Annotated in this window: 21 protein-coding genes; all 21 read right to left on the bottom strand. The window is 67.2% G+C overall.

Features of this window, described 5'->3' with window-relative positions; translation table 11 throughout:
- Positions 1-50: 50 nt before the first annotated feature.
- The 21 genes from DVK03_RS00555 to DVK03_RS00660 all read right to left on the bottom strand — a co-directional run bounded on the left by DVK03_RS00555 (position 51) and on the right by DVK03_RS00660 (position 23,411).
- Complete coding sequence (locus DVK03_RS00555; RefSeq protein WP_115801978.1) at positions 51-2,255, bottom strand: ATP-dependent DNA helicase; 2,205 nt, start codon at positions 2,253-2,255, stop codon at positions 51-53.
- Between the two features lie 142 nt (positions 2,256-2,397).
- Entirely contained in the window at positions 2,398-3,294 is an 897-nt protein-coding gene (gene argF, locus DVK03_RS00560; protein WP_004065839.1) for an ornithine carbamoyltransferase, read from the bottom strand.
- Between the two features lie 85 nt (positions 3,295-3,379).
- Entirely contained in the window at positions 3,380-4,525 is a 1,146-nt protein-coding gene (locus tag DVK03_RS00565; RefSeq protein WP_004065836.1) for a [LysW]-lysine hydrolase, read from the bottom strand.
- Complete coding sequence (locus DVK03_RS00570; protein WP_004065834.1) at positions 4,522-5,658, bottom strand: aspartate aminotransferase family protein; 1,137 nt, start codon at positions 5,656-5,658, stop codon at positions 4,522-4,524. Before DVK03_RS00570 ends, DVK03_RS00565 begins: the two co-directional genes overlap by 4 nt.
- Entirely contained in the window at positions 5,655-6,638 is a 984-nt protein-coding gene (locus DVK03_RS00575; protein ID WP_006600849.1) for an acetylglutamate/acetylaminoadipate kinase, read from the bottom strand. The genes DVK03_RS00570 and DVK03_RS00575 overlap by 4 nt, the downstream gene beginning before the upstream one ends.
- 54 nt (positions 6,639-6,692) lie before the next feature.
- Positions 6,693-7,736, bottom strand: coding sequence for an N-acetyl-gamma-glutamyl-phosphate reductase (argC, locus tag DVK03_RS00580; protein ID WP_004045051.1), 1,044 nt, complete (start codon positions 7,734-7,736; stop codon positions 6,693-6,695).
- Positions 7,733-8,608 carry a lysine biosynthesis protein LysX gene (gene lysX / locus DVK03_RS00585; RefSeq protein WP_115801979.1) on the bottom strand — a complete coding sequence of 292 codons (876 nt, stop codon included), beginning with the start codon at positions 8,606-8,608 and terminating at the stop codon, positions 7,733-7,735. The genes argC and lysX overlap by 4 nt, the downstream gene beginning before the upstream one ends.
- Before the next feature lies 1 nt (position 8,609).
- Positions 8,610-8,789 (bottom strand): lysine biosynthesis protein LysW, encoded by a 180-nt coding sequence (lysW, locus tag DVK03_RS00590; RefSeq protein ID WP_004045057.1) that lies wholly within the window; start codon positions 8,787-8,789, stop codon positions 8,610-8,612.
- Between the two features lie 320 nt (positions 8,790-9,109).
- The gene (gene argH / locus DVK03_RS00600) at positions 9,110-10,576 is read right to left on the bottom strand and encodes an argininosuccinate lyase (protein ID WP_004065824.1); all 1,467 of its coding nucleotides are present in this window, start codon (positions 10,574-10,576) and stop codon (positions 9,110-9,112) included.
- A 1-nt stretch (position 10,577) separates the two neighbouring features.
- The gene (locus DVK03_RS00605; protein ID WP_004065822.1) at positions 10,578-11,795 is read right to left on the bottom strand and encodes an argininosuccinate synthase; all 1,218 of its coding nucleotides are present in this window, start codon (positions 11,793-11,795) and stop codon (positions 10,578-10,580) included.
- A 499-nt stretch (positions 11,796-12,294) separates the two neighbouring features.
- Positions 12,295-13,509, bottom strand: a complete 1,215-nt coding sequence (locus DVK03_RS00610) for a cation:proton antiporter (protein ID WP_115801981.1) — start codon at positions 13,507-13,509, stop codon at positions 12,295-12,297.
- Positions 13,509-13,994, bottom strand: a complete 486-nt coding sequence (locus DVK03_RS00615) for a cation:proton antiporter regulatory subunit (RefSeq protein WP_006600845.1) — start codon at positions 13,992-13,994, stop codon at positions 13,509-13,511. The genes DVK03_RS00610 and DVK03_RS00615 overlap by 1 nt, the downstream gene beginning before the upstream one ends.
- 43 nt (positions 13,995-14,037) lie before the next feature.
- Positions 14,038-14,640 (bottom strand): dolichol kinase, encoded by a 603-nt coding sequence (locus DVK03_RS00620; protein ID WP_115801982.1) that lies wholly within the window; start codon positions 14,638-14,640, stop codon positions 14,038-14,040.
- Positions 14,641-14,646: 6 nt separating this feature from the next.
- Positions 14,647-16,431: a glycine--tRNA ligase gene (gene glyS / locus DVK03_RS00625; protein ID WP_115801983.1), complete on the bottom strand. Its 1,785-nt coding sequence runs from the start codon at positions 16,429-16,431 to the stop codon at positions 14,647-14,649.
- On the bottom strand, positions 16,424-17,278 hold the full coding sequence (locus DVK03_RS00630) for a CBS domain-containing protein (RefSeq protein WP_004065811.1): 855 nt from the start codon (positions 17,276-17,278) through the stop codon (positions 16,424-16,426). The genes glyS and DVK03_RS00630 overlap by 8 nt, the downstream gene beginning before the upstream one ends.
- Before the next feature lie 132 nt (positions 17,279-17,410).
- A complete protein-coding gene (locus DVK03_RS00635; RefSeq protein ID WP_004065808.1) occupies positions 17,411-17,989 on the bottom strand; it encodes a hypothetical protein in 579 nt (192 codons plus the stop codon).
- A gap of 61 nt (positions 17,990-18,050) precedes the next feature.
- Positions 18,051-18,506, bottom strand: coding sequence for a hypothetical protein (locus tag DVK03_RS00640; protein WP_115801984.1), 456 nt, complete (start codon positions 18,504-18,506; stop codon positions 18,051-18,053).
- 2 nt (positions 18,507-18,508) lie between these two features.
- Entirely contained in the window at positions 18,509-19,843 is a 1,335-nt protein-coding gene (locus DVK03_RS00645) for an ABC transporter ATP-binding protein (protein WP_115801985.1), read from the bottom strand.
- Positions 19,840-20,919, bottom strand: a complete 1,080-nt coding sequence (locus tag DVK03_RS00650; RefSeq protein ID WP_115801986.1) for an ABC transporter ATP-binding protein — start codon at positions 20,917-20,919, stop codon at positions 19,840-19,842. Before DVK03_RS00650 ends, DVK03_RS00645 begins: the two co-directional genes overlap by 4 nt.
- Positions 20,916-22,355, bottom strand: coding sequence for an ABC transporter permease (locus DVK03_RS00655; protein WP_004065798.1), 1,440 nt, complete (start codon positions 22,353-22,355; stop codon positions 20,916-20,918). The genes DVK03_RS00650 and DVK03_RS00655 overlap by 4 nt, the downstream gene beginning before the upstream one ends.
- A gap of 6 nt (positions 22,356-22,361) precedes the next feature.
- A complete protein-coding gene (locus tag DVK03_RS00660; protein WP_004065796.1) occupies positions 22,362-23,411 on the bottom strand; it encodes an ABC transporter permease in 1,050 nt (349 codons plus the stop codon).
- Positions 23,412-23,594 lie beyond the last annotated feature (183 nt).

Raw genomic sequence — 23,594 nt, forward strand, 5'->3', positions numbered from 1 at the left:
GCACGGCGGTCGCGACCGGCTTTTCCGCGCCGAGCGCGACCCGCTCAGGCTCAGGGCCGCGGCGGGTCGCCGTCGTAGGCGTCGTGGTCGGTGTAGAAGTTCAGCATCGCGAACTTGAGTTTGTTCGGCGCGATATCGACCATCTCGGAGCGTTCCTCGACCGGGAACGACCCGCGGACGCCGTACTTCCCCATCGAGGTGCTCTCGCGGGTGTACCGCTTGTCGGCCAGCACGCGGACGCCGAAGTCGTCGGGCGCGCGGATGACCCGGCCGAGCGCCTGTCGGGTCTTTCGAATCGTCGGAATCTCGACGGCGTAGCGCCAGCCGGCGTCCTTTTTCCGACGGTAGACGCGGTCGTAGGCGTCTTGTACCGCCTCCAACCGCTCGGAGAGATGCGGGTAGGGTACGCCGACGACCACGACCGTTCGGGCGTCGTCGCCGTCGAAGCTCACCCCCTCCGCGAGCGTCCCCCACAGCGAGGTGAGAAGCACCGCGCCGTCCTCGGCGACGAACTCCCGGCGCATCTCCTCGGCGCGGACGCCCGGTTCGTCTAAAAACAGCTCCGCGTCGACGTTCGGGTTCGCCCGCAGGCGTTCGTGGTAGCGCTCGGCCTCGGCGTACGACGGGAAGAACGCGAGCGTGTTCCCCGGCGTGAAGCCGGCGGCGTCCGCGAGCACCTCCTCGACCGTCTCCTGTGTGCCGGGGTCGTCGCGCTCGGAGGAGAACAGCGCGGGCAGCGAGACCGAAAACGTCCGGCGGTTCTCCTCGGGGTATTCGAGGCCGTAGGCCATCGTCACCGGGTCGTCGAGGCCGAGCGTGCTTTCCGTCACGTCGAACGGGCGGAGCGTCGCCGACATCAGGATGCTCGCGTGAACCTCCTCGAACAGCTCCTTCGTGACCTCCCGCGGGATACAGGTGTACAGTTCCGCGCGGCCGTAAATCTCGTCGGTGCCGCCGTCGCGGCGGACCGACAGCATCGGGTGGCGGCCGAGTTCGTCGCCCAACTCCGTCCAGTCAGCGATGAAGTTCGCCGCCTGGAGCGTCTGGCACTCCTTGCGCGTCGTCGCCTCGCCGTTCTTGTACGCGTCTTCGTACTGCTCGTCTAACTGCTTGCCCAACTGGAGCGCGAGTTCGACCTCCACGTCGATGCCGCGGCCCTCGTAGGATTGTAGGAACTCCATCGTCAGGTCGTCGCGACGACCCTGACTGGCGATAGAGAGGTCGTACCAGTTCTCACCGACCTGCTCGCGCTCGCCGAAGCCGAACGCCGATTCGTAGCTGTCGCGCAGCGCGTCGAGGAACGTTCCGATGACGTTGCGGGCGCTCTCGGCCCGCGAGTCGTCTTCGTCTTCCAACTCGGTCATCGCGCTTTCGAGCGTGTTCTCGGTGAGCGCGCGACTCGCGTGGTCGCGGGCCGCGCCCTCGATGTTGTGCGCCTCGTCGAACACCGTAATCACGTCGTCGGGGTCGCGGTCCAACCACCGGAAGAACTGCTCGCGTATCATCGGGTCGAGCAGGTGGTGGTAGTTGCAGACGACGAGGTCGATGCCCTCCATGCCCTCCTTGAGCAGTTCGTAGCCGCAGAGGTTCTGCTTGCCCGCGTACTCGAAAATCTCGTCGGGCGTCCGCACGTCGTCGAACAGCCACTGGAAGAACTCGTCTGTGTTCCGCGTGAGGTTGTTGTAGTAGTGCTCGCAGTAGTTGCCCTCCTTCAACTCCGCCAACTCGTCGTCGATGGCGTCGAGTTCGTCCGTGACGGTGCTTCGCGCGTCGGCCGCGCCGGATTCCCCCTCGCGCATCCCGTCGAGGAGCGACTGCGCCTGCTCGGAGAGTTCGGCCTTGTCGGACTCCTTTTCGACGATGCTCCGGGTCGTATCGCGGAGGGTCTGACACTCCTGAAAACCCACGTCGATGTGGCACATCGAGGACTTCCCGCGGAACACCACCGCGCGGATGGCCTCCTCTCTGGTGATGGCGCGGGCGTCCTCGACGAACTGGCGCATCTGCTGGTGGACGTTCGTCGTGATGACGACCGTCTTGTCGTGCTCGCGGGCGTACGAGAGCGCGGGCACGAGCGCGGAGATGGTCTTCCCGGTCCCGGTCGCCCCTTCGAGGAGGACGTTCCGCTCGTCGCCGAGCGCGTCGGCGATGCCGGACATCGCCGCCTCCTGATTCGGGTACGGCTCGTCGTACGGGAAGAACCGCCACGCTCCGTCCGCGTCGCCGTCGTCGGGTGCGCCGTTGGCGTGGGCCACGGGAGAATCTCGGCCGCCATCCGATTAAAAGGCTCGGAGGCCTCGACACCGCCGGAGGCGACGGGAACGGTAGAGCGTACCTCCGCGCTCGACGGCGTCTTCTGAGAAGCTGCAAAGAGCCGCGACCGCCGTGGACCCGAATTTATTCGAGCAGTTCGACGATGAGACCCTTCTGGGCGTGCAGGCGGTTCTCCGCCTGGTCCCAGACGAGCGAGCGCTCGCCTTCGAGCACGTCGCCGGTAATCTCCTCGCCGCGGTGGGCCGGCAGGCAGTGCATGACCTGCGCGTCGGTCCCCGAGAGCAACTCCTCGTTGAGTTGGAACCCCTCGAACGCTTGCAGTTTCTCGTGGCGCTGGTCCTCCTGGCCCATCGAAATCCACACGTCGGTGTAGACCACGTCCGCGTCCGAAACGGCCTCCTCGGGGTCGGTCGTAATCGTCGGCGTCGAGCCGAGTTCGGCGGCCTTCTCGAGCACGTCGTCGTCGACGCCGTACTCCGGCGGGGTCGCCACGGTGAGGTCGATGCCGGCCATCGCACAGCCGAGGACGAACGACTGGCCGACGTTGTTGCCGTCTCCGACCCACGCCGCGGACACCTCGTCGAAGTCGCCGACGTGTTCGCGGATGGTGAGCAGGTCGGCGAGCGTCTGGCAGGGGTGGGCGTCGTCGGTCAGGCCGTTGATGACCGGCGCGTCGGAGTGCTCCGCGATTTCGAGGAGGTCCTCGTGTTCGAACAGGCGGACCATGATGGCGTCGCCGTAGCGACCCAGCACGCGCGCGGTGTCCGAAAGCGGCTCGCCGTGGCCGAGCTGGATGTCCTCGGGGCCGAGGAACAGCGCGTGGCCGCCCAGTTCGGTCATCCCCGTCTCGAAGGAGACACGCGTCCGGGTACTCGGTTTCTCGAAGAGCATCGCCAGCGTCGCTCGGGTGAGCTGCGTCTCGTCGTCGCCGGACTTGATGTCGGCGGCGCGGGTGAGAACGCGGTCTAACTCCGATGCGCTGATGTCGTCGATGTCGGTGAAGTGGGTGGTTTCGAGCATTGTGTCGTATGTCGTGTCTCCGTGTCGGTTCGTCGTCTCGGGTGTCTGGTCGTCGTCGCCGTTCGCCTCCGTCGCTCGTCTCGTCTCAGTCGTCCGCGAGGCGCTCGCAGACGTCGACGAGCACGTCGATGGCGCTGTCGAACTCGGCGAGGTCGAGATGTTCGTTCGGGGCGTGGTCGAGGTCGGAGTCGCCGGGGCCGTAGGTCGCCATGGGGCAGTCCCACGTGCCGGCGAAGATGTTCATGTCGCTGGTCCCGGTCTTGCGGAGGAGCCGGGGCTTCACGCCGCCGACGTTGCGGATGGCGACGCGGAACGCCCGCGCCACGTCGGTGCGGGGGCTCATCATGACCGGCGGGATGGGCTTGTTCCAGTGGACGCCGCCGCGGGTGAGTTCGCTTTCCGCGACCTCGCGCACGTCGTCGATGGAGAGCCGCGGCGGGACGCGGAACTGCACGTCCACCGTCGCCTCGACCGCGAGGCCGTCTTCCGTCGGGCCGCCGTCGAACGTCACGGGCTTGGTCGTCACCGTGTCGAAGACGCCGTCGCGGTCCTCGTCGAAGAAGTCGGCCACGCGGGACCACCACGCGACCGCGGACTGGATGGCGTTCTCCTCGGGGCGCGAGGAGTGACCCAGTTCGCTCGTCGAGATGTACGTCCCGGAGAGGAACCCGCGGTAGCCGAGCGTGACGCCGTCCCAGCCCGAGGGCTCGCCGTTGACGACCGCGTCGGGCTCCTCGCGGTCCTCCACGAGGTGCCACGCGCCGCGCGAGGAGGTCTCCTCGCCGACGACGCCGACGAACGAGACGCCCGTCTCGACGGCCGCCGCGGCCATCGAACAGAGCGGGCCGGTCGCGTCGACGCTGCCGCGACCCCAGAGCACGCCGTCTTCTATCTTCACCGGCACGTCGCCGGGGACGGTGTCGATGTGGGAGGTGAGAAGCACCGCGTCGTCGGCCGGGGCGCGGACGTTGCCGATTTCGTCTATCCACACCTCGCGGTCGTGCGCCTCGAAGAACGCCTTCAGGACCTCGGCGGCCGCCTCCTCGTCGCCCGACACCGAGGGCGTCGAGACCATGTCGTAGAGGAGGTGGCGCGCGTCGGCCCACTCGCCCTCGTCGAGGGCGTCGGTGTCGGCGTCCGCGTCGACCTCGGCGTCGGCCGCCGTCTCGGCCGCCGACTCCGCTTCGGTCTCCGACTCGTCGTGTCCCTCGCGGTCGATTTCGGCGTTCATGATAACACGTTCGTCATGGCGTCGACCGCGCGGTCGGCGTGTTCTTCCTCGATGACGAGCGGCGGCAGGAACCGGACGACCGTCCGGCCCGCGGGGAGCGCGAGCAACTGCTCGGACAACGCGAGGTGCTTCAGCGTGCGGTTCGCGCCGCGTTTGACCTCGACGCCGACCATGAGGCCGTCGCCGCGGACCTCGCGGACCGGCAGGTCGTGTTCCTCGACGGCGGCTTCGAGCTCCGTCGTGAGGTAGTCGCCCACCGCGGCCGCGTGGCCGGGCAGGTCCCCCTCGACGATGGTGTCGAGGGTGGCGTTCGCCGCCGCGCAGACCACGGGACCGCCGGAGAACGTCGAGCCGTGGGACGCCGCGCCGTCGGCAATCCAGTCGGCGCAGAGCGTCGCGCCGAGCGGCAGGCCGTTGGCGATGCCCTTCGCGCTCGTGAGGATGTCGGGGACGACGCCGGCGTTCTCGCAGGCCCACAGCGACCCGGTGCGGCCGATGCCGGTCTGAATCTCGTCGAAGACGAGCGCCGCACCGGCGTCCTCGGTCAGGTCGCGGGCGGTCTGGAGATACTCGGCCGTCGCGGGGTTGATGCCGCCTTCGCCCTGAATCGGTTCGAGGAAGACCGCGGCCGTCTCGTCGTCGACGGCCTCGGCGAGTTCCGCTTCGTCGCCGTAGCTGACGAACTCGACGCCGCCGGCGACCGGTTCGTAGGGCTTCTTGTACTTCTGTTTCCACGTGAGCGCGAGGCTCCCGAGGGTGCGACCGTGGAAGGCGCGCTTCGTGGCGACGATTTTCTGGCGGCCGGTCGCGGAGCGGGCGAACTTCATCGCCGCCTCGTTGGCCTCGGTGCCGGAGTTACAGAGCCAGACGTTCGAGATGTCGCCGGGCGCGAGCGTCGCCAGCTTCTCGTACAGTTCCGTGCGGACCTCGACGGGGTACGACGCCTGCACGTAGGTCAGCTTCGCGGCCTGCTCCTGAATCGCGGAGGTGACAGCGGGGTGGGAGTGGCCGAGCGCCGCGACGGCGTAGCTCGCGCCGAAGTCGAGGTACTCGGTGCCGTCGTCCGAGTAGAGATACGGCCCCTCGCCGGACTCGATGGCGATGGGTTTCTCGTTGAAGACGAAGCCGCTCATTGTTCGGCCTCCTCGGCTTCGACCAGCGCGCCGGGCGTCACGTGCGTGCCGCCGCCGTTGAGCGCCGTCACGATGGGGTCGTTCAGGTTCGCGTCGGAGACGACGACCTCGGCGGCCCCGCCGTCGAGCGCCTCCTTCGCGGCCATGACCTTCTTGGTCATGAACCCTTCAGCGGCCGATTCGAGCGCCGAGAACGCCTCGGGCGTGTCGGCCGTCTCGATGAGCGTGGACTCGTCGTCGGGGTCGGCGTAGACGCCTTTCACGTCGGTGAGGACGACGAGTTTCGCGCCGAGCGCGCCCGCGACCGCGGCGGCGGCGCGGTCGGCGTCGGCGTTGACCGGCACGCCGTCGTCGGCGAGCATCGGAACGGTCACGATGGGCGTGTAGCCGCCGTCGAGGAGGGTTTCGAGGAGCGTCGCGTTCACCGAGGTAATCTTCCCGGAGTGGTCGCCGCGCTTGATTTTCTTCTTGCCGTCTTCGACGACGCGGACGGCCGATTTGCGCGGCCCGGTCAGGAGGCCGCCGTCGACGCCCGAGAGGCCGAGCGCGTCGACGCCCGCCTCGCGGAACAGCGCGGTCAGGTCGGTGTTGAGCTTGCCGGGCATCACCATCGAGAAGACCTCCATGGTGCGCTCGTCGGTGAAGCGGCCGGAGACGCCCGAGGGCGACTCGACGTACGTCGGCTCCTCGCCGAGTTCTTCGAGCGTCTCGTCGACGGCGGTCGAGCCGCCGTGGACGACGACCACGTCGGTGCCGTTGGCGACGAGGTGGGCCACGTCGGAGACGGCTCCCTTCGGGTCGACGGCCTTCGCGCCGCCGATTTTGACGACGACCGGCGGCTCCTTGCCACCGTCAGCGCGGAGCGCTGACGAGGTACCGGAATCTCCGATTCCGATACCGCCGTCGGCGATGAGGTTGTCTTCGTTGTCGACGAGCTGTTCGTGTGCCGCGAGCAGTTCCTCGCGTGTGTATCCTGTCATAGTCGAAATGGTGCGTAAATCGTGGGTCGGGGCGAGCGTTCGGGGGCGGTGCGGTCAGGGCGAGCCGACGGGGTGGAAGCCGGTGAAGTCGAGTCCGGCGGTCTCGTCCAGCCCGAGCGCGATGTTGGCGGCGTGGACCGCCTGCCCCGCGGAGCCTTTCATCATGTTGTCGATGGCCGAGAAGACGACGAGTCGTCGGTTTCCGGGGTCGACTTCGAAGCCGACCTCGCCGTAGTTCGTCCCGGCGACCGACTTCGGTTCCGGGTAGCGGTAGACGCCGCCGCCGCCGGCGACGGTGCGCACGAACGGTTCGTCGCCGTAGGAGCCGCGGAACGCTTTCCACATGTCGCCCTTCGAGACGGGGCCGTCGGGGAAGACGTGACAGGTCGCCGCCGCGCCGCGGACCATGTCGACCGCGTGGACGGTAAACGAGACCGAGAGGCCGAGGTACTCCTCGATTTCGGCCTCGTGGCGGTGGCCGGTCGGCGCGTAGGGGCGGACGATGCCCGAGCGCTCGGCGTGCGACGACGCCTTGCTCGCGCCCGCGCCGCCCTCCGACGAGCCGACTTTCACGTCCACGACGACCTGCTCGTCGCCGGCGAGGATGCCGGCGTCGAAAAGCGGCTTGAGGCCGAGAATCGTCGCGGTCGCGTTACAGCCGCCCGCGGCGATGAGGTCCGCGCCGGGGAGGTTCTCGCGGTTCAGTTCGGGGAGCGCGTACTCCGATTTCTCCAGATACTCGGGGCAGACGTGGCCGTCGTACCACTCGTCGTACTGCGCCGCCTCGGAGAGACGGAAGTCCGCAGAGAGGTCGACGACGGTGTCCGCCGCGTCCTGAAAGGCGTCGATGTGCTCCATCGAGACGCCGTGGGGCGTCGCCGTGAACAGCACGTCGACTGATTCGAGGTCCTCCGGCGAGGTGAAACGGAGGTCGAGGTGACGAAGGTTCGGGTGGACGTGACCGACGGTCTTGCGCTCGTAGGAGCGGCTCGTCGCCTGTTCGACCTCGAAGTTCGGGTGGCCGTCGAGCAGGCGGAGCAGTTCGCCGCCGGTGAAGCCGGAGCCGCCGACGACGCCCGCGGTGAGTTGGTCGCTCACGCCGAGACCTCCGCCAGCGACTGCTCGCCGTCGACCTTGGCTTCGAGCCAGTCGACGACCGTCGCGGGAACGTCCGTCTCGACGGCGTCGTTGAGCGCCTTGAACTCGACGGTGTGGTTGACCTCGTGGACGGTGTAGCCGTCACCCGTCTCCATGAGGTCGACGCCGAGCAGGCCGCCGCCGACCGCGTCGGACGCCTGCTTCACGAGTTCCTCCGCGCGGTCGTCGAGTTCGAACTCCTCGACGCTCGCGCCCTTCGCGGCGTTCGTGAGCCAGTGGTCCGACGAGCGGACCATCGCGGCCACGGGTTCGCCGTCGGTGGCGAGCACGCGGATGTCGCGGCCCGGCTTCTCGACGAACTCCTGGATGTAGAACACCTTGTGCTCGTAGTTTCCGAGCGTCGACTTGTGTTCGAGGATGGCCTCGGCGGCCGCCTCGGAGTCGATTTTCGCCATCAGGCGACCCCACGAGCCGACGACCGGCTTGAGGACGCAGGGGTAGCCGAACTCCTCGACGATGTCCATCGCCGAGTCGACCGTGAACGCCACTTTCGTGTTCGGCGTGGGCACGCCCGCGTCCGCGAGCGCGAGGCTGTTTTTCGCCTTGTCGGCGCAGATGTCGGCGGTCTCGTGGGAGTTGACGACCGGGATTCCGTACGACTTCAGGAAGCGCGTGATGTAGATGCTCCTGCTCGTCGCCAGACAGCGGTCGACCACCACGTCGAGTCCGTCGAACGATTCCGGCGGCTCCGTGAGGTCGAACTGCTCTTTCCGAACGTCTATCTTCGTCACCTCGTGGCCGCGGTCGCGAAGCTCGTTGAGAAGCAGCTTCTCGTCGCGGCGAATCCGGGAATAGAGCAGTCCAACGTGCAATTTACTCTCCCCAGTCCTCTTCGAGTTCGGGCGCTTCTTCGAGTGTCACGGGGTCGAGGGAGACGACTTCCAGCTCTGCGCCCGTGGCGGGGCTGTCGATGATTTCACCGACTTCGACGTCGGCCGGCAGCTCGATTTCCTCTCCGCTCAGCGGGTCTTCCGCGGTGATGGTGTCGCTCATTACATCCGTGGCTGGTCGACGGACGGTATTAAAGCCGTCGAAAATTACGCGAGAAAAATTAATGCAAAGAAGTCTCTAACGGGTGTTATCTGTCGAATCGGCCGACGATACGGGTCGACCGAACGACGCGTCGAGCTTGGGTGCCACGCTCACTCGACGCCGGAGACGGGACCGGTCGTCGGACCGGTCGGCCCGTCCCCCGCGTCGGTCGTGGTCGTCGTCGCCGCGGTTCCGGTCGGGGTCGTCGGAGCCCCGCCGGTCGTCGCGGCGCGACCGCTCGGGGTCGTCGGAGCGGGCCCGCGGGCGTCTCGCGTTCGGACTCAGACATAGCTCGAAACCTCCTCGTCGAGACCCTCGGCGGCCGCCGCGAGCGAGTCGCGGGCGTCGGCGACGGCCGCGGCGTCGTCCGAGAGCTCGTCGCGGGCCGTCGAGAGCGTCGCCTCCACGGCGGCGGGCGCGGGCCCGCCGACCGAATCGCGACTCGCCACGCTCTCGGTCGGGTCGAGCGCGGCTTCGACGGCCTCGGCTGTCACGTGCGTAAAGAGTGACTCACCCAATACGTCCGTAGCGACGGCGTCAAGTGTTGCCACGTCGGGCGTTCCCTCGGAGCGGGCGGCCGCCTCCGCGACGACCTCGTGGGCCGTGCGAAACGGGAGGCCGGCCATCGCCAGCAGGTCCGCCACGCCGGTCGCGGTCGAAAAGCCGTCGCCCGCGGCCGCTGCGAGTTCGTCTTCGGGCCACGTCGCCGACGCCACCGCGCCGGCGGCGACCGCGGCCGCCTCGCCCGCGTCGTCGACGGTGCGGAACGCGTGTTTGTGGGCGCGCTGGAGGTCGCGGTTGTACGCGCGCGGCAGTCCCTTCAGCGTCGTCAGGAGGCCGGTGAGTTCTCCGACCGCGTCGCCCGCGACGGCGCGGACGAGCTCCATCGTGTCGGGGTTCTTCTTCTGCGGCATGATGGAGGAGGTCGACGAGTAGTCGTCCGACAGCTCGACGAGCCCCTTGTTCGAGAATATCACGAGGTCCTCGGCGAGCCCGGAGAGCGTGACCGCGTGGGTCGTGAGCGCCGACAGCGTCTCCGCGAGGAAGTCGCGGGTCGCGGAGGCGTCCATCGAGTTCTCCATCACGCGGTCGAAGCCGAGCAGGTCGGCGGCGAGTTCGCGGTTCACGTCGAAGGGCGTCCCCGCGAAGGCGGCCGACCCGAGCGGCGACTGGTTGATGCGCTCGTACGCGCACATGAGGCGGGCGCAGTCGCGGGCGACCGCCCGTTCGTACGAGAGAAGGAAGTGCGCGACCGTCGTCGGTTGCGCGGGCTGGAGGTGCGTGTAGCCGGGCATCACCGTCTCGGTGTGTTCGGCGGCCGTCTCGACCAGCGACTCGCGCAGGGCGAGCGCCGCGTCGAGGGCCGAAAGCACGTCCTCGCGCAGGCGGTAGCGGATGCAGGTCGCCACCTCGTCGTTGCGCGAGCGGGCGGTGTGCATCTTCCCGCCGTCGGGGCCGACGATGTCGATGACCGCGGCCTCGATGGCCTCGTGGACGTCTTCGCCGCCGGAAAGCGAGTCGTGGCCCGCGGCCTCGACCTCGTCCAGCGCGGCGAGAATCTCGCTCGCGACCTCGGACTCGATGATGTCCTGCGACGCGAGCATCACGACGTGCGCCCGGTCGACGGCGAGGTCGGCCTCGAAGATGCGTTCGTCGGCCGCGAGGCTCGACATGAACCCGCGGGCGGGGCCGCCGCTGAAGCGGTCCCGGCGGATGACGCCCTCGGAGTCGCCGTCCTCGCCTGCCATCTTACTCGTCGCTACCGCCGTCTGCGGCGAGTTCGGGCTTTGCTTTCTTCGTGTTCTGGTTGGCGAGACGCGCCTGGAAGCCGTGGTACTTGGCGACGCCCGTCGCGTCGGCCTGCTCGATGCCGTCGACCGTCTCCGTGTTGAAGGAGGCGGCGGACTCGGAGTAGGCGGCGTACTCGGACTCGCGGCCGACCGGGCGGGCCTGTCCGCCCTCGAACTTGATGGTCACGGTGCCCGTGACGCGCTCTTGGGTCTTTTCGAGGAAGGCGTTCAGCGCGCCCACGAGCGGGGCGTCGACGAGGCCCTCGTAGGCCTTCTGGGACCACTCGTTGTCCACGGTGGCCTTGAAGTCGCGTTCCTCCTTCGTGAGGACGAGCCCTTCGAGCGCCTCGTGGGCGTTCAGGAGCGTCGTCGCGGCCGGGTGCTCGTAGTTCTCGCGCACCTTGAGGCCGAGCATGCGGTCTTCCATCATGTCCGTGCGGCCGACGCCGTGCTTGCCGGCCTTCTCGTTGAGAAGCGAGATGAGTTCGAGGGGTTCGAGCTCCTCGTCGTCGACGGCGACCGGGTAGCCGTCTTCGAACGTGATTTCGATGAGTTCCGTCTCGTCCGAGGGCTGGTCGGTCCACTCGTAGATGTCCTCCGGCGGGACGTAGCCGGGGTCTTCGAGGTTGCCGCCCTCGATGGAACGGCTCCAGAGGTTCGTGTCGATGGACCAGACGCCCTCGTTGCCGCCCTGCACCGGGAGGTCCTTCTCGGCGGCGTACTCGATTTCCCACTCGCGGGTCATGCCCATCTCGCGGACGGGCGCGATGACTTCGAGGTCGGAGGCGCGCCAGACCGCCTCGAAGCGGAGTTGGTCGTTACCCTTGCCCGTACAGCCGTGGGCGATGCCGTCGCAGTCCTGCTCCTCTGCGAGTTCGAGGATGGCCTTGGCGATGACCGGGCGCGCGAGCGCGGTGCCGAGCGGATAGCCCTGATAGTCCGCGTTGGCGCACACCGAGTCGAGACAGAGCTGTGCGAACTCCTGTTTCGCGTCGACGACGTAGTGTTCCAGTCCGAGGGCCTCGGCCGTCTCGTAGGCCTCCTCGAACTCCTCTTCGGGCTGGCCGACGTCGACCGTGACGCCGACGACTTCGTCGTATCCGTACTCTTCTTCGAGAATCGGGACGCAGACTGTCGTGTCGAGTCCGCCCGAGAACGCGAGTGCGACTTTCTTCATGTACTCGTCTGTGGCGGGGACACACAGATAAATTCTTTGCATTCAGTTTATGAAATTAAAGGGTAGAGATGCCTATGGGCACGAAAACAGGAGATTAGCGATTTCGACGTGTCCCGAAGGAGATGATGATTGTGGCCCTAAAGGGCCCGTCGTCGGGGTCGGACAGCCGCGGCTCGCAGCGGGGCAAAAGTGGCGCAAGTGCTGCGAGTCGCCATGGTTGTGAGACGCTACGACGGCTTCCCTATTAAACGCTTCCGGCGACGCAAACGTTTCCTCAGTCGAGCAACTCCCCGGCGAGTTCGACCAGCAGTTCGTTGTCGACGAGCGCGAGGACGAGCGCGATAACCGCGACCACGACGACTGCGATGATGAGCCACTCGATAAGGGTCATAGCACCCGCAACGTGACGGCTCCTCGGGTAAGTGTTCTGTGGCCGGTCGGGTCAGTCGAGTCGTTCGAGTCGGCCGCCGCCGATGGGCAGAACCCGCGCCGGGGCGACTCAGGCGCTCTCCGCCGAGGCCTCGCCGTCAGTCTCGCCGCCGCGGAAGACCAGACGCTCCACGAGGTCGGACCGCTGCATCAACACCGTGCCGAGGGCGCTCATGACGAACACGTAGCCGACGGCGAACGCCGGGATGATGTCGCGCATCACCGGCGTCGTGCCCGCGGCGGCCAGCGCCGCGATGACGAGCGAGAACTCGCCGCGGGGGACCAGTCCGACGCCGACCCGGAGCGACCGGTGCGCCGAGAGGTCGTACGCCCGACCGCCGAGATAGCCCGAGAGAACCTTCGACGGCGTCGAGAGGACGACCGCGATGGCGAGCGGGACGGCCGCCGCCGCCAACAGCGTCGGGTCGGTGCCGAGCCCAATCCAGAAGAAGAACACCGCGGCGAACACGTCGCGCACGGAGACGAGCAGGTGTTCGAGTCGTTCCCGGTGGCCGCTCGTCGAAAAGCCCATGCCGACGAAGAACGCCGCGACGGCCTCGCTCACCCCGAGCGCGAGCGCAGCGCCCGAGATGGGGACGACGACCGCGAGCGCCCGCAGGACGAACGCCTCTTGGTTCTCCACGTCGAGGACGCGGGCGAAAAGCGCCGTCCCGTACTGGACGGCCACGAACAGCAGGCCGAGGAAGCCGAAGGCGATGGCGAGCGACCGCCCGATGGCCGCGACGCCGCCGTCGCCGCCGAGCACGAGCGAGGTGACGACCGCGAGGTAGACCGCGATGGCGAGGTCCTCGAAGACGAGCGTGCCCAAAATCGGCTCCGACTCGGGGTCGGCAATCCACCCGAGGTCGATGAGCGTCTTCGTCACGATGGCCGACGACGAGATGTAGACGATGCCGCCGAGCAGGAGCGCCTCGACCGGCGACCAGCCGAGGACGAGGCCGATGGCGACGCCGATGGGGAGGTTCACCGCGAGGTCGATGACGCCCGCGCGGCCGATTTTCGCTCCCGACGACCGGAGTCGGTCGAGGCTGAACTCAAGGCCGAGGAAAAACAGCAGGAGGACGATACCGAGTTCCGCCAGAACCGTCACGACCTCGCCGTTCGGGACGTACGGGAGGCCGAACCGCCCGGCGACGTACGGCCCGGCGACGACGCCGCCGACGACGTAGAGGGGAATCACCGACAGACCGAGGCGGAGCGCGACCGCTCCGACGACCGCGAGGACGGCGAACAGGTAGCCGAATTCGAGCAGCGCCGCCGCCATCAGGCCCCTTTGACGAGCGCGACGAAGTCGCGGCAGGCCGTCTTGGGACCGATGACGACGAGCGTGTCGCCGGCTTCGACCATGGCGTCGCCGCCGGGCGAGGTGACGACCTCGTCGCCCCGCTCGATGGCGATGACGGACGCGCCGGTCGCCTGCCGGAGGTCGGACTCGCCGAGCGTCTTGCCCGCGATGTCGGAGTTCGCGCCGACTTCGACCCACTCGATGAGCGTGTTGTCGCCCAGCAGCGTCTCGATGGTCTCCGTCTGGACCGGCTGGAAGTACGCGCCTTCGAGGAGCGTCCCCACCTGTCGGGCGAGTTTGTCGGTGAGCTCGAACAGCTTCTCGGAGTCGCTGTCGGCGCTCGCGCGCCGGAACACCTCCCGCTTGCCGCTGTTGTGCGTCACGATGACGAGCCGGGAGCCGTCGCCGAGGTCCACCTCGTGTTTCTTCCCGACGCCCGGAAGGTCGCTCTCGTAGACTGTCATGGCTCGACGATTGGCGAGCGGGCAAAATAAAGCCGCCTTCCGCTCAGGTGAGCAGCCAGAGCGTCGCCGCGATGGCGGTGCAGGCGACCGGCGGAATCGAGAGGTTGTCGTCGATGACGTAGCCGGCGACGACCGGCTTCGCGCCGTCGGCCAGCGTCGCCCCGGCAGCGCCGGCGGCCGCGGCGAGGCCGCCCGCGACGACCCCCGAGACGGGAATCACGAACGGCGCGGCGAGGGCGAAACAGACCGCGAACATCGCCGCGAGCGTCCGCGCCGACTTCAACTCTCCCACCGGTGCGGAGCCCATCAGGCCGCTTATCGGGTCACCGATGGTGAGCATGAGCATCCCCGGAACCGCGATGTGGGGGCCGAACACCAGCGCGACGGCCGTCTGGCTGTAAACGTACAGCGCGTAGCCGGCGACGTTGTCCTGTTCGTACTCGCGGGTGAGTTCGTCGTAGACCGCCCATTCGAGACCGCCGAACAGCCGGAGCAGTTCGAGGACGCTGACGACCGCCGCGAGGAAGACGAACAGATACCCGAGGGTACGCCACTCGACCAGCCCGAGGAGGTACAAAAGCGGCATCCCCGAACCGCTCGCGTGGACCAGTCGCCGTTTCACCTCGGCGGTGCTCGGTCGCCCCACGGCGGGTTACGCCTCGACGACCTCGTTGTCGTCGAGCACGTCGTCGAACGAGGCGGTGCCGGCGCGCAGGCCGACGAGCGTTCCGACGAGGTCGTCGACGGGCAGCCGGACCTGCTTGCCGCTGTCGCGCTCGCGAATAGTGACGGTGTCCGCGCCGTCGCCTTCCAGCCCGTCGCGGTCGATGGTGATGCAGAACGGCGTGCCCACCTCGTCCTGTCGGCGGTAGCGCCGACCGATGCTGCCGGAGTCGTCGTAGACGACCGCGAAGCCGGCCGCGCGGAGCTCTTCGGCCACGTCGTCCGCGAGGTCGACCAGCTCGTCGACGTTGCTCACGAGCGGGAAGACGCCGACGTTCGTCGGCGCGACCGACGGCGAAAGCGAGAGGTAGCTCCGCGCCTCGCCGTCGACCTCGTCGGTCTCGTACGCGTGCGCGAGAAGCGTGTACACCGTGCGGTCGATACCGAACGACGGCTCGACCACGTGCGGCGTGATGTGCTCGCCCGCTTCGGTCTGCGTCTCGACCGAGAAGTTGGCCACGTCGGTGTCGACGGTGATTTCCTCGCCGTCGACGTCGAGGGTGACCTCGTCGGCGTCGAAGGCGTCGGGGTCGCGCTCGGCGAGCGTCTCCAGCGCCTCGGCCACGTCGGCGGCCTGCGCGCCGAACTCGGGGCCGAGCGTCGCCATGTCGGGGTCGACGACGGCGCGCTCGACCGTCTTCGGCTCGTCGTACTGCTGGAAGACGGTGAAGTCGTCGTCGCCGTACTCGCCGTGCTTCGAGAGGTCGTAGTCGCTCCGGTAGGAGAAGCCCGCAATCTCTATCCAGTCGCCGTCGACCTCGCTTTCGGCGTCCCAGCAGTCCGAGGAGTAGTGGGCGCGCTCGCCCGCGAGGTGCTGGCGGAAGCGGAAGCGGTCCATGTCGACGCCGACCGTCTCGTACCACTCCTGGGCGATGCCGAGGAAGTAGCCGAGCCACGCGTTGCCGATGATGCCGTCTTCGACGGCCTCGCCGATGGTCGTCTCGACGTAGTCGCCGTCGTCGGCCTCCTGTTCGGTCGCGGGGTACAGAAGCACCTCCACGTCCTCGACCGCCGAAAGGTCGGCCTCGTCGCGCTCGGGGTCGATGAAGTGCTCCAGTTCGGCCTGCGTGAACTCGCGGGTGCGGACGATGCTCTTCCGCGGCGAAATCTCGTTGCGGTAGGCGCGGCCGACCTGCGTCACGCCGAACGGGAGGCTGTTGCGCGCGTACTCCTTGATGCGCGGGAACTCCACGAAGATGCCCTGCGCCGTCTCGGGGCGGAGGTAGCCCGGCGTCGACGAGCCGGGGCCGATGTTCGTCTCGAACATGAGGTTGAAGTCCTCGACCGACTGGCCGACGAGGTCCGCGCCGCAGGTCGGACAGACGAGGCCGAGATCGGCGATTTTCTCCGCCGCCGCCTCAGGGGATAGCGTCTCGGCGTCCTCCAGTTCGGAGTTGTCCTCGATGAGGTGGTCCGCGCGGTGGGACTCGCCGCATTCGGCGCACTCGACGAGCATGTCGTCGAAGCCGTCGAGGTGGCCCGACGCCTCGAAGACGGGCTCGGGCATGATGGTCGGCGCTTCGATTTCGAGGTTACCCTCCTGGACGGCGAAGCGCTCGCGCCACGCCTCCTCGACGTTGGACTTCAGGGCCGCGCCCTGCGGGCCGTAGGTGTAGAAGCCGCCGACGCCGCCGTAGGCCTCCGAAGAGCCGAAGAAGAAGCCCCGGCGCTTGGCGAGTTCGGTGAGCGCGGCGGACTCGTCGCCCTCACTCATACAGCGCCTCCAGCAGGTTGATGTCGCGGACGACGCCGATGAGTTCGTCGCCGGAGACGAGCGGAATCTGCTCGATGTCCTCGCGAATCATCGTCTGGGCGGCGTCCTTGGCGGTGGCGCGCGTGGCGACGCTCACGAGGTCGTCGGTCATGAACTTCGACACCGGTTCGGCCGGTATCTCGACGTTCCGGGTCGGGATGTAGCGATTGCCGACCGCCTTGATGCCCTCCCACATCCACTCGTCGTCCTGATTGGCGACCGAGTCGCCGGTGCCGGCCTCGCCTTCGACGACGCGGGCGACCTCGATGATGTCGACTTCGGTCACGATGCCGGCCAGCGAGGCCTCGTCGTCGAGGACGACCGCGTAGGGCACGTTCGCGTAGAATATCTCGCGCTCGACGATGTGGAGCGGCACGTCGACGTACGTGGTGTTCACGTCGCGGGCGGCGACGTCACCGACCTCGGTCTCGCCGTCGATGTCGCCGCGGGCGATGGCCCGGACCACGTCGGTGACGGTGAGGATGCCCTCGATTGCGTCGCCGTCGACGACGGGGATTCGGCGCGCGTCCTCCGAGACCATCGTCGCGGCCACCGCTTCGAGGTCGTCGTCGGCGCTCGCGGTCGGCACCTCGCGGACGAGCACCGCCAGCTGGTCCTCGTCGGGGTGTTCGATGAGGTCCTCCCGAGAGATGAGGCCTCGGTACTTCGTCCCCTCGTCGGTCTCTTTCACCACAGGAACAGAAGAGAACCCACGCTCTTGGAGGTATTCCAGCACGTCGTCGCGCGTGCCCGGCAGGGACACCGTCACGACCTCCTCACCGCGGGTCATCGCGTCGGCTACTTTCATACACCCGCTTTCTTCCCCCCGCCTAATGTACTCTGCGAACGCTTTCGCCTCGCTGACAGGCGTCCGCCGCCGCTCGCGAGGGTCGGAGGACAGACGATGCGCACGCGGCGTAGAAGCGGAACGGTCCTCGGCTCAGTTCTCGTCGCCTTCGCCCTCGCCGTCGCTGTTCGGCGCGTACCGCCGAATCGCGTCGAGGTTGGGGAAGAACTTCTCGGGGTCGTCGTGTTCGACGACGCCCACGACGGTGCCGTCGAGCTTCTGGAGGTAGGTGTACATCCGCCCCTCCTCGACGGCGACGGTCGCACACTCCAGCGCCTCGCGGAGGTCCCACGCGCCCGCGATGAAAATCGCGGTCTCGGTCTCCGGCGAGAACAGCGCCGTCACGATGTAGACGCGGCCGTCGTTCTCCGCGCGGTACACCTCGTACTCGGGGAACGAGGTCGCTTCGAACAGGTCGGCGACGGTCTCGGCCTTGTCGCCGGGGATGACGTACGCGAGGCCGAACGCCCCCTCGCCGCCTTTGCCGCTGGAGGGGCCGAACGGGCCGCTGTCACCCGCCGGGATGCGGACCGTCTCCCACCCCTCGTCCTCGAACTCGTCGGCCATCGCTGTCATGTCGTCGAGCGTCGCGCCCCACGCCTCGCGGCGACGGTCCGCATCGCTCGCGATCCGTTCGGCCTCGGGCGTCTCGTCGTCTCCGAGCTCGGCCATACCCGTTCTGGACGACGTATATGGTAAAAGGCATCGAAGGTCACGGGTGGTCCCGTGCCGGTCAGTAGTTGAGTTCGAAGACGACTTCCATCGCGTACGAAGTCGCGAGGATACAGACCGACGCGAGGAGGAGCTTCACCCCGCTCGACGGCCGCTCGTCGCTGTTCGCCGGTCGCAGTCGCGGCGGGAGTATCGCGTCGAGCGCGTCCCCGACGAGCTTTTCGACGCCGACCGGTTCGTCGCTCCCCGAGAACAGGCCGCCGTCGCTGCCGCCGCTGCCGCCGTTACCGTCGTTTCCGTCCCCGTGTTTCCACGCCGCCTTCGGGCGGACTTTGAGCGACGCGTAGCCGAACATGGCGAACCCGAGAAAGAACATGAGCCACTTCGCGCCGGGCAGTCCGTTGCCGGCGAGCGTGCTCACGACGGCGGTCACGACGAACACCACGCCGGTGAGGGAGACGGCGTAGACCACGGCGTCGATGGCCTTGACGCCGAATCGGCGTGGGTCGAACTCCATGGCTATTGGACGAGCGTCTCGAAGACGGTCGCCGGCTCCTCGTACTCGGCCTCGTGGCGGTGACAGAGGCTCAGTCGCCCCCGGTTGCCGACCGCGAGCTGTTCGGGTCGCTCGTGGTCACAGACGCTGCCGAACTCCTCGCGGAGGTAGGTCCGTGCGGCGTCCTCGTCGTCGTTTTCGGCGTAGTCGGCGGCCTCGTGGATGTGGTTCATCACGTCCGAGGGCGCGTCGAAGTCGCCGAACAGTTCGGGGATGATTTCGTCCATCCCGGCGCGGTGGGTCTCCCGGCCGAGCAGTTTCCGGACGCGGTCGCTCAGCGAGGGGTCGGCGCGAGAGCGCTCGCGCAGGACCTCGCGGAAGATTTCGATGCGCTCCCAGAGGTCGGGGTCCATCTCCCTGTACGCCGCCGGGCGAATCTTCACCGGGCAGCGCGTCGAGAACGGACAGCCAGACGGCGGGTCCCGCGGGCTCGGCGGCGTCCCGCGGAGGGTGATGCGGTCGCGCTCGACGGTCGGGTCCGGCTCCGGAATCGACGACAACAGCGCGTGAGTGTACGGGTTCGCCGGCTCGTCGAACAACTCGTCTGCCGGGCCGATTTCCATCATGTTGCCGAGGTACATCACGGCGACGCGGTCGCAGATGTGGCGGACGACCGCGAGGTCGTGGGCGATAAACAGGTACGTCAGCCCGAACTCGTTTTGCAGGTCTTCGAGCAGGTTGAGAATCTTCGCCTGCACGGACACGTCGAGCGCCGACACCGGCTCGTCGAGGATGATGAACTCCGGTTCGAGCGCGAGCGCCCGGGCGATGCCGATGCGCTGGCGCTGGCCGCCGGAGAACTGGTGCGGGTAGCGGTAGTAGTGCTGCTCCTGCAACCCGACGGTTTCGAGCAGTTCGCGGACGCGTTCGCGGCGCTCTGACGGCGTCTTCCAGTCGTGAACGTCGAGCGGCTCGCGGACGATTTCGCCGACGGTCATCCGCTCGTTGAGGCTCGAATCGGGGTCCTGGAACACCATCTGCACGTCCTCGCGGAACTGCTTGAGGTCGGAGCCGGACAGCGTGGTGATGTCCGTGCCGTTGAGCTTGACCTCGCCCGCGGTGGCCTCTTCGAGGCGCATCAGCGTGCGACCGAGCGTGGACTTCCCGCAACCGGACTCACCGACGAGCCCGAGCGTCTCGCCGCGCTGGATGTCGAACGAGACGCCGTCGACCGCCTTCACGGGGTTGCTCCCGAGGATGCCGCCGTCCTCGTAGTAGGTCTTGAGGCCGTTGACCTCCAGGAGCGTGTCTCCGCGCGGCTTCGCAGTCTGTTCTTCTTCAGTGGATGTCGTACTCATCGCGTGTCACCTCCGCGCTGTCCGCCCTCGCGGTGGACGGCGACCGCCTCCTCCGTGGGGAGGTCGTCGGGGTACAGCAGGCACGACGCGCGGTGTCGGCCCGTGCCGTCCCCGACTTCGACGGGCTCTGGGTGGACCGTGTCGCACTCGGTGAACGCCTTTGGACACCGGGGGGCGAACCGACAGTAGGTCGGGTCCTCGTTCGGCGTCGGCACGTCGCCCTCGATGGTCGCGAGCTGTTCGCCCTCGTCGAGCCCCTGTCCGGGGATGGAGTTGAGAAGCCCCTGCGTGTAGGGGTGTTTCGGTGATTCGAACAGTTCGACGACGGGTGCGCTCTCGACGATTTCGCCCGCGTACATCACGTTGACGCGGTCGGCGATTTCGGCGATGACGCCCATGTCGTGGGTGATGAACATGATGCCGAGGTCGCGTTCCTCTTGCAGTTCTTCGAGGAGCTCCAGAATCTGCGCCTGGATAGTCACGTCGAGCGCGGTGGTCGGCTCGTCGCAGATGAGCAGTTCGGGGTCGCACGCGAGCGCCATCGCGATGACGGCGCGCTGGCGCATCCCGCCGGAGAACTGGTGGGGGTACTCGCGGACGCGACGGTGGGCGTCCGGAATCCCGACCGCTTCGAGCAGCTCGATTGCCTCTTTCGTCGCCGCCGACCCGCTCAGTCCGCGGTGGAGGCGAAGCGCCTCCTTAATCTGGTTGCCGACGGTGTAGACGGGGTTCAGACTCGTCAGCGGGTCTTGGAACACCATCGCGATGCTGCCGCCGCGGATGGAGCGCATCTGCTTTGCCGACTTGTCGAGGAGGTCCTCGCCGTCGTACATGATGCGGCCGTTTTCGATGCGGCCGGGCTTTTCGACCAGCCGCATGATAGAGCGGGCCGTGACGGACTTGCCCGACCCGGACTCGCCGACGATGCCCACGGTTTCGCCGCGGAAGATGTCGAACGAGATGCCGTCGACCGCGCGGATGACCTCCTTGTCGGTGTAGAACGACGTTCGGAGGTTCTCGACGGAGAGCAGCGGCTCACCCTCGGTGCGGGCCGAGCGCGCCTGTTCGGTGCTCATGCGCCACCTCCGGTGGCCGCGGCCTCGTCACCGGTGTCCGCCTGCGGGTCGATGGCGTCGCGGATGCCGTCGCCGAAGGCGTTCAGACCGGTCACGACGAGCGTGATGAGGAGGCCGGGAAGCAGCGAGATGTGCCACGAGGGGCTCGCGACGTACTGCTGTCCGTTCGCGATGAGCCGGCCCCACTCGGGGGTCGGCGCGGTGATACCGAGCCCGAGGTAGGAGAGCCCGGCGACGCTGATGATGATACCACCGAGACTGAGCGAGGCGTAGATGAGCATGTAGCTGAACACGTAGGGTGCCATGTGCTTGCGCATGACCTGCGTCGGCGTCTGTCCGAACGATTTCGCGGCGTCGATCCAGTCCTCCTCGGAGACCTGGAGCGCCGGGCCACGTATCGACCGCCAGATGAACGGCCAGTAGACGATACTGAAGATGAGGATGATGAGCACCGCGCCGTCGTACAACTCCCTCACCCAGGTGTTCTGGAAGATGACGAGCATCAAGATGAGGACCATGATGACCGGCAACGCCTGTATCGAGTCTGAGACTAACACCGTCGCCAAGTCGGCCAGTCCCTTGTAGTACGCCGTTATCATGGCCAAGCCGAGCCCGATGAGGCCGGCGATACCCATGGCGACGACGGCGATTGTCAGGGATATTCTGGCCCCGAACACCACCTGTGTGAACAAGTCCTTCCCGTTTGTCGCCGTGCCGAACGGATGGAACCTGCCGAAGTCGTCGTACGTCAGCGGCGCGACGTTCTCGTCGCCCGCTCCCTGCGACCCGGAGCCGATGTTGGCCTCGCCGACGAGGACGGTCTCGACGCTCTGGGTGTCTTCGCTCCAGTAGCTCACCTCGTAGTCGTACGGCTGGAGGATGTTCCGCTCCATCGTGGTCGGACCGAGCGCGGGCGCGAATACCGCCATGACCACAAACGTGATGACGATAATGAGCCCGAACTTGCCCCAGGAGTGATTCCGGAAGCGGTTGACCACGTCGTCCCGCGGCGTCCAGTCGACGCGGCGGTAGTGGCGGCGGAACCGGTTGTAGCCGTTCCACGCCCACGCCAGCACCGCGAAGGCGTACGCGTAGACGAACACGACGCGGATGGCCCACGCGACCGCGGGCGAGAGCCCGAGGAACGTGTTCTGGTAGCTAGTCCCGTTCCAGTAGCCCTGGTTCGGAATCACGTCGCGGGAGACGAGCGTCGGAATCGCGTCGAACGCCGCCTGCAACGACTGGACGGCGGACGCGCCGGGGTCGCCGGGGAGGAGGTTGACGACCACGCCGGCGACGGCACCGACGACTTGGAGGATAGCGCCCAGTTCGACGCCGACGAGGACTGCACCGACGGCGGCCCAAATCAGCGCGGGCTGGGGGTTCTCAGCGACTCGTTGTCGGAGCGGAATTTCGGTTTCGGTTGTCGTGCTCACTGTGATTCACCCGTCGTACCCGACGCGCGGGTCGATAATCGTGTACAGGAAGTCCTGAAGGATGTTCGTGCCGACCAGGATGAGGATGAAGATGAACATCAGCGTCCCGATGAGCGGCAGGTCCCCGTTGATGGCGGCGTTGAAGAACAGCCAGCCGAGGCCGTTGATGGCGAAAACCGTCTCGACGAACACCGACCCGCCGAGAAGCAGGAACGCCTCGCCCGTGATGATGGGCACGAGCGGGATGAGCGCGTTCCGGAAGATGTGCTTCCAGACGAGCGAGCGCCCGGAGACGCCCTTCGCGCGGGCGGTCTCGACGTAGTTCGAGTTGATGGTTTCGAGGACCGCGGTACGGCCGATACGCATCTCGTTGCCCATCGACGCAGAGCCGAGGACCAGCGCCGCGGGGGCTATCTGCTTCGTCGCTCGGACGAACGACTCGATCCACCCGCCGGGGTCAGCGAGGAACTGTTCGACCGGCGACTGGAAGAAGCCGAGCGCTGGGGGTGTGACGACGTTCGTCCTGACAATCCACGTCTGCCACGTGAACAGGCCGTTCGTCCACGACCCGAGCTGTGAGAGGGCCGTGACGAGCATGATGGCCAGCCAGAAGTTCGGCATCGCGCGCCAGACGATTCCGCCGAAGGAAGCGGCGTAGTCGGAGGGCGTGTTCGGGTTCAGCCCGGCGTAGAAGCCGAGCGGAATCCCGACGAACAGCGCGATGACGACCGACCAGAACCCGAGCCAAATCGTCCGGGGCGCGTAGATTTCGATGAGTTCGTACGCGGTCGTCCCGGGCGCAATGACCCACGACTGGCCGAGTTGGAAGGTGAACAGGTCGTACATGAAGTCGAGGTACTGACTCCATAGCGGCTGGTTCAACCCGAGGTTCGTTCGAATCTGTTCTGCCGCCTGTGGGTTGTATTGCGTCCCCAGAATCGCTGAAACGGGGTCGAGTGGCCCCAGGCGGATGAGGGCAAACGTAATCGTCGTCCCGAAGATGACGACAGGAATCGACATCAGTACCCTGCGGAGGAAGTACTGCCATCGACTCATGGCATCACCTCGCAGACCGTTCGAGCGGACATTGTTGTAAGTTTTTACTGAGTGGTATGGATATGTCTTGCGCTTTGAGGTCCAAATATCGCAGTTTCAGCAACTCTGATGCCAGATTATTTCATATAGTGGCCACTAATTGTACGCTTGTCAAAAATATTCGGCCGTTTCGATTGAGACGGG

Origin of the sequence: Haloferax sp. Atlit-109R (assembly GCF_003665865.1) — an archaeon.
GTDB lineage: Archaea > Halobacteriota > Halobacteria > Halobacteriales > Haloferacaceae > Haloferax > Haloferax volcanii.